The sequence below is a fragment of the Intrasporangium sp. genome (genome assembly GCF_032907665.1).
GTDB lineage: Bacteria > Actinomycetota > Actinomycetes > Actinomycetales > Dermatophilaceae > Intrasporangium.
The window spans coordinates 6108-19769 of sequence record NZ_JAJJPG010000068.1 but is presented as its reverse complement, the minus strand read 5'-3'; the positions used below and the strand labels follow the sequence as shown (position 1 = coordinate 19769).

At 72.1% G+C, this 13662-nt stretch carries 13 protein-coding genes; 9 read left to right on the top strand and 4 right to left on the bottom strand.

Annotated features, from left to right (window positions below; all coding sequences use genetic code 11):
- Both LOY02_RS11410 and LOY02_RS11405 read left to right on the top strand, forming a co-directional pair.
- The coding region (locus LOY02_RS11410) for a response regulator transcription factor (RefSeq protein ID WP_317182480.1) at window positions 1-399 on the top strand (399 nt) is incomplete at its 5' end.
- Window positions 399-1520, top strand: a complete 1122-nt coding sequence (locus tag LOY02_RS11405) for a HAMP domain-containing sensor histidine kinase (protein ID WP_317182479.1) — start codon at window positions 399-401, stop codon at window positions 1518-1520. The genes LOY02_RS11410 and LOY02_RS11405, both read left to right, overlap by 1 nt.
- Here LOY02_RS11405 and LOY02_RS11400 read toward each other — a convergent pair.
- The 3 genes from LOY02_RS11400 to LOY02_RS11390 all read right to left on the bottom strand — a co-directional run bounded on the left by LOY02_RS11400 (window position 1501) and on the right by LOY02_RS11390 (window position 5829).
- Window positions 1501-3273: an alpha-amylase family glycosyl hydrolase gene (locus LOY02_RS11400; protein WP_317182478.1), complete on the bottom strand. Its 1773-nt coding sequence runs from the start codon at window positions 3271-3273 to the stop codon at window positions 1501-1503. The genes LOY02_RS11405 and LOY02_RS11400 overlap by 20 nt on opposite strands.
- Window positions 3274-3364: 91 nt before the next feature.
- Window positions 3365-3958, bottom strand: a complete 594-nt coding sequence (locus LOY02_RS11395) for a DM13 domain-containing protein (RefSeq protein WP_317182477.1) — start codon at window positions 3956-3958, stop codon at window positions 3365-3367.
- Window positions 3959-4266: 308 nt separating this feature from the next.
- Window positions 4267-5829, bottom strand: coding sequence for an ATP-dependent DNA ligase (locus LOY02_RS11390; RefSeq protein ID WP_317182481.1), 1563 nt, complete (start codon window positions 5827-5829; stop codon window positions 4267-4269).
- A gap of 167 nt (window positions 5830-5996) precedes the next feature.
- On the opposite strand from LOY02_RS11390, the gene LOY02_RS11385 reads away from it, so the two are divergent.
- The 6 genes from LOY02_RS11385 to LOY02_RS11360 are packed head-to-tail and all read left to right on the top strand — an operon-like array spanning window position 5997 to window position 11312.
- Window positions 5997-6791, top strand: a complete 795-nt coding sequence (locus LOY02_RS11385; protein WP_317182476.1) for an SDR family oxidoreductase — start codon at window positions 5997-5999, stop codon at window positions 6789-6791.
- Window positions 6788-7567 carry a 3-oxoacyl-ACP reductase FabG gene (gene fabG, locus LOY02_RS11380; protein ID WP_317182475.1) on the top strand — a complete coding sequence of 260 codons (780 nt, stop codon included), beginning with the start codon at window positions 6788-6790 and terminating at the stop codon, window positions 7565-7567. The genes LOY02_RS11385 and fabG overlap by 4 nt, the downstream gene beginning before the upstream one ends.
- Window positions 7568-7571: 4 nt before the next feature.
- Window positions 7572-8627: a phosphotransferase family protein gene (locus LOY02_RS11375; protein WP_317182474.1), complete on the top strand. Its 1056-nt coding sequence runs from the start codon at window positions 7572-7574 to the stop codon at window positions 8625-8627.
- An 11-nt stretch (window positions 8628-8638) separates the two neighbouring features.
- Window positions 8639-9844, top strand: a complete 1206-nt coding sequence (locus LOY02_RS11370; protein WP_317182473.1) for an acyl-CoA dehydrogenase family protein — start codon at window positions 8639-8641, stop codon at window positions 9842-9844.
- 43 nt (window positions 9845-9887) lie between these two features.
- Window positions 9888-10850: a DMT family transporter gene (locus LOY02_RS11365; protein WP_317182472.1), complete on the top strand. Its 963-nt coding sequence runs from the start codon at window positions 9888-9890 to the stop codon at window positions 10848-10850.
- A 6-nt stretch (window positions 10851-10856) separates the two neighbouring features.
- Window positions 10857-11312 carry a MaoC/PaaZ C-terminal domain-containing protein gene (locus LOY02_RS11360; RefSeq protein WP_317182471.1) on the top strand — a complete coding sequence of 152 codons (456 nt, stop codon included), beginning with the start codon at window positions 10857-10859 and terminating at the stop codon, window positions 11310-11312.
- Between the two features lie 6 nt (window positions 11313-11318).
- Here the strand turns inward: LOY02_RS11360 and LOY02_RS11355 are convergent, their stop codons facing one another.
- Complete coding sequence (locus tag LOY02_RS11355; RefSeq protein ID WP_317182470.1) at window positions 11319-12596, bottom strand: helix-turn-helix domain-containing protein; 1278 nt, start codon at window positions 12594-12596, stop codon at window positions 11319-11321.
- A gap of 148 nt (window positions 12597-12744) precedes the next feature.
- Between LOY02_RS11355 and LOY02_RS11350 the strand changes: the two genes are divergently transcribed.
- Window positions 12745-13659, top strand: coding sequence for an ABC transporter ATP-binding protein (locus LOY02_RS11350; protein WP_317182469.1), 915 nt, complete (start codon window positions 12745-12747; stop codon window positions 13657-13659).
- The last annotated feature ends 3 nt before the right edge of the window (window positions 13660-13662 follow it).

Below are 13662 nucleotides of genomic sequence, written 5' to 3'. Positions count from 1 at the left end.
GTCCAGTCCGTGCTGCGCCGCGTGGCCCATCCCGCCGCGGGACGACCCGACGCCGAGCCCCTGGCGCCGACCGAGCTCGTCGACGGCGATCTCGTCGTGGACCGGGCCGGCCACCGGGTGCGGCTCCGCGGACGCGAACTCTCACTGACGACGCGGGAGTTCGACCTGCTCAGCTGGTTCGTCGCCCACCCCGGGCAGGTCTTCACGAGAGCGGAGCTCATGTCGGCCGTGTGGGGTTGGGAGTTCGGTGACGAGTCGACGGTCACGGTGCACGTCCGTCGGGTCCGCGAGAAGGTCGAGGCCGATCCGGGGAGCCCGCGGCGGCTCGTCACCGTCTTCGGCGTCGGCTACCGATGGGACCCCGCTGCCCCCCGTGGCGAAGAGACCGGCAGCGACTGATGGGACCCGAGCTGCAGGCCGTCGCGCTGTCCGCGGGCATCGCGACCCTCGTCGGCGCGGCGGGTGCCGTGCTCGTGCTGCTGCTGACCCGCAGGCCCTCCGTCCGGGCCGCCGCCGGGGCCGCGATCGCGGCACCCGTCGTCGTCGTGCTCGCGGTCGCTGCGGGCATCTACGCCAGTGCCCGGGCCATGCTCCTGTCGGAGCACGACTCCCGCCTCGTCCTGCTCGGCCTGCTCGCCACCGTGCCGGTCGCCCTCGTCACCGGATGGATCATCGCCCGGCACGTGCAGGGCCTCGGCCGCTCGATCTCCGAGGCGGAGTCGGCGCGAATGCGAGAGCTGGAGGTCGAGGAGCGGCGCCGGGAGCTCGTCGCCTGGGTGTCGCACGACCTGCGCAGCCCGCTCGCCGGGATGCGGGCCATCACCGATGCACTCGAGGACGGCGTCGTCGAGGACGTCCCCGCAGCCCTCGCGCGGCTGCGACACGACATCGCCCGGATGGACGGGATGGTCGACGACCTCCTCCAGCTCTCCCGCATCCACGCGGGAGCCGTGGCCCGACACCGCACGTCCGTCACGCTGGCCGACGTCGTGTCAGACGTCGTCGCAGCGGCCCGGGCTCCCGCCGCCGCCGCTGGCGTCACCGTGGCCGCCGGAACGAGCCCGGCAGCATCCGATCTCACTGTCCACGTCGACGCCGAGGAGCTGACGCGGGTCCTCGACAACCTTGTCTCGAACGCCGTGCGGCACACCCCCTCCGGTGGCAGGGTCGCGGTGGCGATGGACGCCACCGCCCACGAGGCCGTGGTCCGGGTCGAGGACGAGTGTGGCGGGATAGCCGAGGATGCCCTGCAACGCATCTTCGAGGCCGGCTATCGGACGAATGCTGCGCGCACACCGGGGCCGGGGGCCGGCGCAGGACTCGGCCTGGCCATCGTCCGCGGCATCGTCGAGGCCCACGGTGGCAGCGTCGGGGCGAGCAACGTCGGGCGCGGCTGCCGGTTCGAGGTGCGCCTGCCCCGGCCCCCTGGCGGGGTTGCTGGCGGGGTTACTGCCGGGCCGCCCGCCGGGCCGCCTGGCGAGCCTCCTGCCGGTCCTCCTGCTAGGCCGGCTCGGGGCTGAGGACGACGAGCGTGTAGGGCCCGACGGAGACCGTCGCGCTCGCCGACTGGTCGTGGACCGGCGTCGGCACGGCGTCGACGTGGCGGGTCGTGTGTCCGCCGAAGAGCGCGCTGTAGGTGGACGCGTCCGAGTTGAAGCGAACGGACCACCGGCCCGCGTGAGGGAGCCCGATCGTGACGTCGTGGGGCTCAGTGCTCGCGTTGACGACGATCGCGACCGTGTCCATCCCCCTGTCGGTGTCGAGACCCCGGGCCCAGGCGATCGTCTTGGCCTGGTCGTCGACGTGGAGCAGCCACGTGTGCGAGCCGGTGAGGCCTGCGGTCGTTCCGGTTGCGTTGCGCCGCAGGGCGATGAGGTCTCGAGCGAGGCGGACGATGTCGCGGAACTGCTCGGCCTTGTCCCAGTCCAGCGGGACGGTGTCACGGAACCACTCGTCCTCGAGGAACTCCTGGCCCTGGAAGAGCATCGGGATCCCCGGGCTGGTCAGGGTGATCGCCATGGCGAGGGTGGCCCGCTTCTGCGCGGGCCAGCCGGAGGGGTTGTCCCCGTCGATCTCGTGCGCGACGCGCAGCTTGCCGTTGGCGACCTCGTCGTGGCTCTCGGTGTAGATCACCCGGTCCCACGGATCCCCCTCCGTGCGCAGCGCGCCGGCGAGGGACTCCATCGACCGGGCGCTGTCATCGGGAGTCGTGACGAGCGCGCGCACGGCGTGGACGTAGGCCGCGTCCCACTGGGCGTTGAAGGCGGCCCCGTCGAGCGAGGTGAGCATCGGGTCGTTCTGGAGGTCTTCGGCGATGAGGATCTTGCTCGGCAGGTCACGGCGGATGGCGGTGTTGATGTCACGCATCAGCGCCCACCCCTCCGGGATGTCGGTGCCGACGCCGCTCACGGTCCGGATGTAGAGCGTCGCATCGAAGCGGAGCCCGTCCATGCGGTACTCCTCGATCCACATGAGGGCGTTGTCGTAGCAGTACTGCCGAACCTCCTCACGCCCGTAGTCGGGGCGCGTCTCGCCCCACGGGGTGTGCGAGCGCTCGTCCTGGTAGAAGTAGATGCCGCCCTTGTCGCCCTCCGACGTCCCGTCGAACTGCCACAGCGACAGGTCGCTCGGGCCGAAGTGGTTGAGCACGACGTCGAGGATGACGGCGAGGCCGTGCCGGTGGGCCTCGCGGACGAAGGCCTTGAGCAGGTCGGGGCCGCCGTAGTTCGACTCCACGGCGAAAGGGTGGGCGGGGTTGTAGCCCCACGAGTAGTCCCCGGCGAACTCGGCCACCGGCATGAGCTCGATCGCGTTGACGCCGAGGCTCTGGAGGTAGCCGAGCCGGCTCGCCATCGTCGTGATGTCGCCGGGATCGCCTTCCTCGGCGACGAACGAGCCGATGTGGGTCTCGTAGATGACGAGCTCGTTGTGGTTCGGCGTGGCGAAGGAGTCGTCCTGCCAGTCGAAGGCGTCGCGGTCGTAGATGATCCCGTTGCCCACCGAGCTCGTGACGGCTCGGGCCCGTGGGTCGACCCGGTGGAACCGCCTGCCATCCGTCGTGATGACGTACTTGTACTCGTCGCCCGGTCCGGCACCCTCGACCTCGCCGTACCAGTAGCCGCCGTCCTCCGCCTCGAGGGCATGCGCGTCCTCGGACCAGTCGTTGAACGTTCCCGTGACGGAAACGGCCTCGGCATGAGGAGCCCAGACCCGGAAGGCGGTTCGCCCGTCGAGCGGGATGGATCCGATGCCGGTCGTCCTCGGCTGGGTCACGGCGGGCTCCTGGGGTGCGGCGGTCTGGCTCTCGTGAGCCGCTCCGATCGTGCCACGGAACGGAGCGGCTGACCGCCAAGCCGCCGCTGCGTCAGGCCGGGGTCAGCGGCGCAGAGCCGAAGGCCACGTCGAAGCGGTCACACCAGATGACGACCGAGGTGAGGCCGTCGAGGTCGGTGCCGGGCGGGACCCGGTAGTTCTGGTTGCCGTCGGTGCCCTTGAGGATGCCGAGGGCCACGAAGCGCCCGTCGTCGAAGCGTCCCCAGTCGTCGCCGCCCGCGGGCTGGTCGGTGAGCCAGACGTGCACGTCGGGGCCGTCGCTCGTCGAGAAGTCCTCGAGCCGCAGGTGGACGGAGCCGTCCTCGAGCTCGAGCAGGCGCGCCCGTCCGGAGGTCGCGTGCTCCCCGTCGACGAAGGCGCCCTGCGCGAGGGTGTGCGGCTCCCGCGGCTCCTGCGGCTCTTGCGACACGGAGGCGGTCGGCGCGGGGGAGGGCCCTGTGGTCGCTGGCGGGGGTGGGGCCGTGGCCTCGGGTGACGCGACGGACGTGGCAGCGGGGGCGGCCATCGGCAGCGGCTCGTCGACCGTGGTGCGCGTGAACAGCCGCCAGGGCTGGAAGAGGGCCAGGGCGACGACCGCGAGGACGAAGCCCACGGTCACGACAGGGAACCAGATGCGTCTCGACATGCTCCCAGCGCAGCACTTCGCATGGGCGCGGGGCCATGACAGGGTGGTGACAAGTCCTTACGACGTGGTGACGCACCCTCTGCCCGTATGCCGCTGGGCCGGCTCCCGCTCGGGGCCGCCCTTCCGCGCCGGCTGGGTGGGCCGTCGGACTACCACGACCCGGCTCGAATCGGCCGGCCGTGCTGGCGGCGTCAGCTCGTGGCAGTCGGTCGGCACGGCATATGAGGCCACTCGACTGGTGGAGGGTCCCTCGACTGGGCGTTTGGGGCCACTCGACTGGGCGTTTGGGGCCACTCGACTGGGGAGGGTCACCAGCCGGAGAGCTGCCGCACCGTCTGGACGGTGTCGATCTCCGAGACCGGCTTGTCGTCCCGGTAGCGCAGCACCCGCGCGAAGCGCAGGGCCATCCCTCCGGGGTAACGCGTGGAGCGCTGCACGCCGTCGAAGGCCACCTCGACCACCTGCTCGGGCCGGAGCCGGACGACCCACTCGCTCGCGTCGGGGTCGTCGACGGCGAGCTCGCGGAACCGCTCCGTCTGCCACCGCAGCATCTCGTCGGTCATGCCCTTGAAGGTCTTGCCGAGCATGACGAGCTCACCGGTCTCGGCGTCCCGGGCGCCGAGGTGGATGTTGGACAGCCAGCCCCGTCGCCGGCCGCTGCCCCACTCGACGGCGAGGACGACGAGGTCGAGCGTGTGCCGGGGCTTGACCTTGATCCAGCCGGGTCCGCGCCGCCCGGCGGCATAGGGGAGCGAGGGGTCCTTGACGACGACCCCCTCGTGCCCGGCCCGGACGATGTCGTCGAAGAAGGCCTGCGCCTCGTCGACGTCGGCGGTGCGGACCCGAGGTGGCAGCCAGGCGCCGGGAACGGTCAGGGCCAACCGACCCCAGCGGGTGTGGGCGGTCTCGTCCACGAGGTCCTCGCCGTCGACGTGGAGCAGGTCGAAGAAGTAGGGCGTGAGCGGGACATCGGTGCGCAACCGCTCAGGGTCTGCACTGCTCGCGGTCCGGGCCCCGGTGACCTGGAACGGCTCGGGCCTCCCGTCGTCCCGGAGGGCGATCACCTCGCCGTCGAGGACGGCCGTGTCGACCTCCAGCTCGGCGAGCGCCTCGACGATCTCGGGCATGCGGTCCGTGACCTCCTCGAGCGTCCGCGTGAAGAGCCGCACGTCCGGGATGGGGCCGCGCCGGTCGACGTGGGCCTGGAGGCGGATGCCGTCGAGCTTCGTCTCCACGAGTGCCTCGTCGCCGATGGCTGCGAGCGCGGCAGCCACGTCGGGGGCCGACCCCGCGAGCATCGGTCGCAGGGGCCTGCCCACGTCGAGGGTGAGCCGGGCGAGGGCCTCGGCCCCGCCGTGGAGGGCGGCCCTGGCCACGGGTCCCGCGTGTCCGGCGAGCATGACGGCGCGGCGGACGGCGGCGTCGGGGACGCCGGCTGCCTTGGCGATGGCCTGGAGCATGACCCCGTCCCCCGCGCCCTGTCGGGTCTCGCCGGTGATGAGCCCGCGCAGCCACTGCTGCTCGTCGGCGGTGGCGCGCCCGAAGAGGGACCGCACCAGGGCCGACCTCCGGGCGGCCGAGCCGCTCCCGCTCACCGACGCCAGCTCGGTCGCGGCGGCGTCGACCTCGAGGACGGTGAGCGAGGTGCCGGCGGCGGGCTCCGGCAGGGACCGCAGTCCTCGCCAGCTCACGCCGAGGCGACGTTGGGGCAGGGCGCCCGCCAGGTGGGCCGCGACGACCTCGACGGTCTCCGGGCCGTCGGCGGACGCGTGTGCGAGGCAGGCGGCCAGGGCCTCGACCTTGGCCGTGCGGGACGAGGTGGTCGCGACGGTGCGGGAGGTCGCGACGACGTCGGCAAGGGAAAGCGCCATGAGTCGATCCTGCCCTGCGTCGGCGTCGCGGGCCACGAGCCGTACCACGAGCCAGACCACGAGCCAGACGACGAGCACCATTGCCCTGCTCCACTTGACGTGACCCGGGACGACGCGCCAAGGTAAGCAAGCGCTTAGTCATGCGCCGACCCGCCCGCAGGAGTGCCATGCCCGACCGTGAGACCGCGATTCGCACCGCCGTCGTCACCGGCGCCGCCCGCGGCATCGGCCGGGCCATCGCCGCACGACTCGTCTCCGAGCACATCAGGGTCGTCGTCAACGACCTCGACGCGGACGCCCTCGCCGAGACCGCCAGCGCGATCGGGGCCGTGCCCGTCGCCGGTGACGCCGCATCCGCCGAGGGGGTCGACCGGCTCGTCGCGGCCGCGCTCGACGAGTTCCGCGACGAGGGCGGCATCGACCTCTTCGTCGCCAACGCCGGGATCGCGTCTGGTGTCGGCCTGGACGCCCCCGACAGCGAGTGGGCGCGGATGCTCGAGGTCAACGTCATGTCCCAGGTCCGGGCGGCGCGCCGCCTCGTCCCGCTCTGGCTCGAGTCCGGTGGCGGTCGACTCGTCGTCACCGCCTCGGCCGCGGGCCTGCTGACGATGCTCGGCGACCTGCCCTACTCGGTGACCAAGCACGGCTCGGTCGCCCTCGCCGAGTGGCTCGCCGCGACCTACCGTCACCGGGGGATCGTCGTCCAGGCGGTGTGCCCGCTCGGCGTCGACACGCGCCTCCTCGAGGGCTCCGGACCGCTCAAGGACCTGCTGACCCGGGACGGCACACTGTCGCCTGAGGACGTCGCCGACGCCGTGTGGCAGGGGCTCCAGGGCGAGGCGGTCCACATCCTCCCGCACCCCAGCGTGCGCCAGTACTACGCCGGACGCGCGGCCGACCCGGACGCGTGGCTCGACGGAATGAGCAAGATCCAGCAACGACTCGAGAGGGCCACACCATGACCGAACAGCCGCAGCCGACCGACCAGCCCACCCGCACCGCCATCGTCACCGGCGCGGCCCGTGGGATCGGCGCCGCGATCGCGCGACGCTTCGCGCAGGACGGGTATGCCGTCGCCGTCCTCGACCTCGACGAGTCCGCCTGTGCCGCAACGGTCGACGCGATCACGGCAGACGGTGGTCGTGCGCTGGCGGTCGGCGTGGACGTCTCCGACGAGGCAGCCGCGAACGCCGCGGTCGAGCGGGTCGCCGCGGAGCTCGGCGCTCCGACGATCCTCGTCAACAACGCGGGGATCATCCGCGACAACATGCTCTTCAAGATGACCGTCGACGACTGGGACGCGGTCATGGGTGTCCACCTGCGCGGCTCGTTCCTCATGACGCGGGCGGCGCAGAAGTACATGACCGAGGCGAAGTGGGGCCGGATCATCAACCTGTCCTCCACGTCCGCCCTCGGCAACCGCGGCCAGGCCAACTACTCGGCGGCCAAGGCCGGTCTGCAGGGCTTCACCAAGACGCTCGCCATCGAGCTCGGCAAGTTCGGTGTCACCGCCAACGCCATCGCCCCGGGCTTCATCGCGACCGACATGACGCGGGCGACGGCCGAGCGGATGGGGATCACCTTCGACCAGTTCCTCGAGGGCGCGGCCAAGGAGATCCCGGTCCAGCGCGTCGGCCTGCCCGAGGACATCGCCGCGACCGCCTCCTTCCTCGCCCGGGACGAGGCCGGTTTCGTCTCGGGCCAGGTCATCTACGTCGCCGGCGGACCCACGGACTGAGCCGATGCCGGAAGCCAGCCCAGCGGCATACGACAGCGAGGGCGCGGACCCGCCGGGGCTCCCGCTCGGCCCGCTCGCGGACTTCCTCGCGAGGGAGGCTCCCGGCCTGCTCGAGGGACCGCTCGCGGCGCGCCTGATCGCAGGCGGCAAGTCGAACCTGACCTACGCGGTGACGGACGGTCGGCGCGAGGTCATCGTGCGCCGGCCGCCGCTCGGGCACGTGCTCGCCACCGCGCACGACATGGTCCGCGAGCACCGCGTCATCACTGCGCTACGCGACACCGCGGTCCCGGTCCCGCAGACGTATGCCGTGTGCCCGGGCGACGACGTCATCGGCGCCCCGTTCTACGTCATGGAGCTCGTCGCCGGTACGCCCTATCGTCTCGCCGCCGAGCTCGAGCCCCTCGGTCCTGAGCGCACGCGCACGATCAGCGAGCGGATGGTCGACACCCTCGTCGCCCTCCACGCGGTCGACCCGGACGCCGTCGGGCTCGGCGACTTCGGCCGGCCCGAGGGCTTCCTCGAGCGGCAGGTCCGGCGCTGGAAGCAGCAGCTCGACGCCTCGCGCAGCCGTGAGGTCGCGGGGATCGACGAGCTGCACGGCTGGCTCGCCGCGCACGTGCCACCCCAGTCGCCGCCGGCGATCGTTCACGGCGACTTCCGCCTCGACAACCTCCTGGTCGACGACCAGGACCGCATCACGGCCGTCCTCGACTGGGAGATGGCGACGCTCGGCGACCCGCTCACGGACGTCGGGCTGCTGCAGGTCTACCAGGCCCTGTCCGGGATGGGCGGCGGCGCCGGAGTGTCCGACGTCGCGCTGGCCCCGGGCTGGCTCAGCCCGGACGAGATCCTCCAGCGGTATGCCGCGGGGTCGGGTCGCGACCTCGGGCACCTCGGCTTCCACCTCGGTCTGGCGTACTTCAAGCTGGCCGTCATCCTCGAGGGCATCCACTACCGCTACAGCAAGGGCCAGACCGTGGGGGAGGGCTTCGCGTCGATCGGTGGCGCCGTCGAGCCACTCGTCGCGGCCGGGCTCGCCGCCGTCAAGGACCAGTGAAGGGACCGCAGATGGACTTCGCGTTGTCGCCGAAGGCGGAGGAGCTGTCCGCCCGCATGTGGGACTTCATGCGGGAGGAGGTGTTCCCCGCGGAGGAGGCGTACTACCGCCACCTCGCCGAGCACGGGCAGTACGAGCTGCCGCCCGTCGTGGAGAAGCTCAAGGCGTCGGCCCGCAAGCGGGGCCTCTGGAACCTCTTCCTCCCCGCGGAGTCGGGCCTGACGAACCTCGAGTACGCCGCGATCGCGGAGATCTCCGGGTGGTCGCCGGTCATCGCGCCCGAGGCGATCAACTGCCAGGCGCCGGACACCGGCAACATGGAGGTGCTGCACATGTTCGGCACCGACGAGCAGAAGGAGCGGTGGCTCGAGCCGCTGCTCGCCGGGGAGATCCGCTCGGCGTTCTCGATGACCGAGCCCGACGTCGCCTCCTCCGACGCGACGAACATCCAGACGGTGATCCGCCGCGAGGGCGACGAGTACGTCATCAACGGGCGCAAGTGGTGGAGCAGCGGCGCGATGGACGAGCGCTGCCAGGTCTTCATCGTCATGGGCAAGACCGACCCGTCCGCGGACACCCACCGGCAGCAGTCGATGATCCTCGTGCCCCGCGACACCCCGGGCCTGACGATCGAGCGGGACCTGTCGATCTTCGGCTACCACGACCAGCACGGCCACGCCGAGGTCGTCTTCCGCGACGTGCGCGTGCCCGCCTCGAACCTCATCGCCGGCGAGGGCGACGGCTTCATGATCGCCCAGGCCCGCCTCGGGCCCGGGCGGATCCACCACGCCATGCGCGCCATCGGGATGGCCGAGCGGGCGCTCGCGCTCATGGTCGACCGGGCCAAGTCCCGGGTCGCGTTCGGGGAGCACCTCTCGAGCATGGGCGTCGTCCAGGAGCTCATCGCCGAGTCCCGGATGGAGATCGACCAGGCGCGGCTCTACGTCTACAAGACGGCGTGGCTCATCGACCAGTTCGGCGCCAAGGGTGCCCGCACCGAGATCGCCGCGATCAAGGTGGCGGCGCCGGCGATGGCGACCAGGGTCGTCGACCGCGCCATCGAGGTCTTCGGGGGCGCAGGCGTCTCCCAGGACACGCCTCTCGGGTACTTCTACGCCTGGGCCCGGGTGCTGCGCATCGTCGACGGCCCCGACGCCGTGCACCGGCGCACCATCGCCCGCCAGGAGCTGCGGCGCGAGGTGCCCTACGTCGGCTGAGACACCCGGTGCGGCGGCTCGGACCCGCTCGTAGGCTGTCGTCATGCCGGACCCCACCACCCGAGACCTCCACGCCGGGCGCGTCGACCGGACCTGGCTCATCGCCCTCGCGGCCGGGCTCTGGGGCCTGTCCGCCATCTGGCGTGACCCGCTGGCGAAGCAGTACCCGTCCGTCGCCATCGTCTTCTGGGAGCACGTCGTCCTCGTCGTCCTCGTGTCGCCATGGCTCGTCGGCGCGGTGCGTGCGCTGGTCCGCGCGAGCCTTCGCACCCAGCTCAGCGTGCTCGTCATCGGCGCCGGGTCCTCGGCGCTCGCGACGACCCTCTTCACGTCCGCCTTCCGGCTCGGTGACCCGATCACGCCGCAGGTCCTCCAGAAGCTCCAGCCGCTCATCGCCCTCCTCCTCGCGGCCCTGCTCCTCGGCGAGCGCCTCCGCGGCTCCTTCGCCCTCTTCGCCGTTCCGGCGGTCGCGGGTGCGTGGCTGCTCAGCTTCCCGGATCCCTTCGCCGTCAGCGTCTCCAACCTGTATGCCGCTGGGCTCGCTCTCGGGGCGGCGGCGCTCTGGGCAGCGGGCACCGTCCTCGGACGGGCCGCCAGCGCGGAGCTGACCTTCCGCCAGCTGACCTCCCTGCGCTTCGCCGTCGGCCTCGTGGCCCTCGCCGTGATCGCGCCCGTGACCGGGACGTCGGTGCGGATCGACGTCGGCGCCGCAGGCAACATCGTCGTCCTCGCCCTCGTCCCCGGACTGCTCGCGCTCCTGCTCTACTACCGGGGGCTGCGCACCACGCCGGCCTCGCGGGCGACCCTCGCGGAGCTCGCCTTCCCGGTCACTGCGGCCGTCGTCGGCGTCGCGGTGCTCGGGCGCAGCCTCGCGGCCAGCCAGTGGCTCGGTTTCGCCGTCGTCCTCGCCGCCGTCGTGGGGCTCGCCCTCCACGAGCGACGGAGCGAGCGGCCCGCCGTGGCCGTTCCGGACCGCGCCGACGAGGCGATCGGCGCCCGGGGCTGAGCGGGGATGTTCTTCGAGGACTTCGCCGTCGGCCAGACGTTCACGAGCCAGGGCCGCACCATCACCGAGACCGACGTCGTCCTCTTCGCGGGGTGGAGCTGGGACACGAACCCGCCCCACACCGACGCCGAGTCGATGGGAGAGAGCCGCTTCGGTGAACGGATCGCGCACGGGATGCTCGGCCTGTCCGTGGCGATGGGCCTCGCGTCCCGGCTCGGGGTCTTCGAGGACAGCTCGATCGCGTTGCTCGGCATCGACGACTGGCGCTTCCACGCGCCGATCCGCATCGGCGACACGGTCCACGTCACGGTGGAGATCACCGGGACGCGGCGCACGAGTGGCGGTGACGCCGGGATCCTGTCCCGCCGCTTCACCCTGACGAACCAGACCGGCGAGCTCGTCCAGTCCGGCGACATCGGACTCATGGTGCGCACCCGGCCCGGCACCGCCACGCTCGAGTGAGGGGCGTCAGCCGATGACGACCGGGGCGACCGGACCGCCGTCGGGCGGGCGGCCGATGGCGATGAGCGCGAGGGCGAGCAGCAGCCGGTCGCGCGGCCGCTGCGGATCGAGCCGGGTCAGCTCCCGGATCTGCCGCATCCGGTAGATGACGGTGTTGCGGTGGCAGGTGAGCTCGTCAGCCGCATGCGTCGGCGACAGATCGTGCTTGAGGTAGGCGCCCAGCGTGTCGAGGAGCATCCGCCGGTGGGCGACGGGCTGAGCGAGGATCTGGCCGAGTGCCTCCGCCACGAGGACCTCCGTCACCTCACGGCTCCGGGAGAGGAGCAGCTCGGGCAGCCGGTCCGCGGCCGAGACGACGCCGCGGCCGTCCTCGGGAAGCGTCGCCGCGGCACGTGCGGCCAGCTGGAAGGCCGTAGCGAACCCCGCGAGGCCGGTCCGTGACGCCATGATGGCCACCCGGCCGGACGACATCGGGCGGAGCACACGCAGGACGTCGTCGATCCTGTGCTCCCCGAGCACGAGCAACCCGAAGTGGTGGCCACCCCGGACGTGCCAGTGCGAGGCGACGTCGATGCGCTCGAGTCCGTCCTCAGGCATCCGCAACGGGCTCTCCGCTCCCGGGTCGAGGATCGCGACGACGCAGGCGATCCGGTCGTCAGCCCCGAGGTCGAGCACCTGCCTGGCCTCCTCGGCGAAGATCGGGTCGCTGCCCCTCCCCTCGGCGAGCCGGTCGAGCACGCTGAGGCGTCGTCTGAGGTCGAGCCGCTGCATGCGCAGGCTCTCGCGCCGGTAGGCGTCGACGATGATGTTGTTCTGCACGTCGAGCGCGCTCCACACCGCGTGTCCGGCGAGGATGAGCACCCGTTCGTCGACCTCGAGCCGGTGGCTGCGCTGGTGCTCGAGGAGGGCCTCCCAGAGCACCCGGACCCCGAGCGAGTAGGCGCTGAGGACGAGCTCCAGGGGGACGCCCTGCCGCGCGCGGCGACGACCGGTGTCCCGCCAGAGGTCGACCGCCCGGCCCTCGGGCTGCGGCTGGCCGGCCATGTTGCGCAGACCTCGCCGGATGTTCTCGCGGGTGCCGGCCCGGATGTCCGCGGCGAGCTCGGCGGGGGTGGACTCATAGAACTCGCGGTCCTTGACGAGGAGCATCCTCGTGATCTCGTCGGCGATCCGGTCCGACTCGGGCACGAGCGTCGCCCAGGCCTCCTGGATCGCGCGCTGGTCCTCGGGTGAGATCTCGACCTTGCCCGTGGAGGAGGTCCGTGGTCCGGCGCCGGTAGCCATGGCCCAGATTCGCACTCCGCGCACAGAACTGCTAGCCGATCAACGCATTTCACAGCACGCCGGACGACGAATTTTGTGCGCTGCGCCCATTTGCCCAGCCCGACGCCACCGCGACAGTGGTCCCACCACATGGAGCAAGGGAGCTGATGTGACCTCGAGCGACCAGCCCGGGACGCCCACCGCGTCCGGGGACGCCGAGCCCCTCCTCGAGGCGCGCGACCTCAATGTCGCCTACGGGGGCGTCGTCGCCCTCCGTGACGTGTCCGTGACGATCCGGCCGGGAGAGGTGCTGGGTGTCATCGGCCCCAACGGCGCCGGGAAGACGACCTTCTTCAACGTCGCCTGCGGCTTCGTGCGACCGGACAGCGGGACGATCTCGTGGAAGGGTCGCCCACTGGAGCAGCACCGGCCGCACGACCTCGCCGGCCTCGGCATCGGCCGCACCCTCCAGGGCCTCGGGCTGTTCCATCGCATGACCGTCCTCGAGAACGTCATGGTGGGCGCGGACCGCCACGCCCGCACCGGCTTCCTCGCCGGGCTGCTCGCCCTGCCCCGCGGACACCGCGACGAGCGCGCCCTGCGTGAGCGTGCCCTCGCCGCCCTCGAGGAGCTGGGGATCGCCCGCGAGGCAGGCCGGCTCCCGGAGAGCCTGCCCTACCCGGTGCGCAAGCGCGTCGCCCTCGCCCGAGCGATCGTCGGGGAGCCCGAGCTGCTCCTGCTCGATGAACCCGCGAGCGGCCTGTCGAATGCCGAGACCGACGAGCTCGGCGAGCTCATCGCCGACCTGCGACGCCATCGCTCGGTGATGCTCGTCGAGCACCACATGGACCTCGTCATGGCCGTCTGCGACCGGCTCGTCGTCCTCGACTTCGGCCGAGTCATCGCGAGCGGGCGACCGGACGAGGTCCGGAGCGATCCGGCAGTCCTCGCGGCCTACCTCGGTGAGTCGAGCGAATCCCGCACTCCGCCGCCGGCAACTCCGGCCCCGACACCGGGCACGCCCCCGGCTCCGGGCACGCCCCCGGCTCCGGCGAAGGGGGTCGAGCATGCTCGAGGTGCATGACCT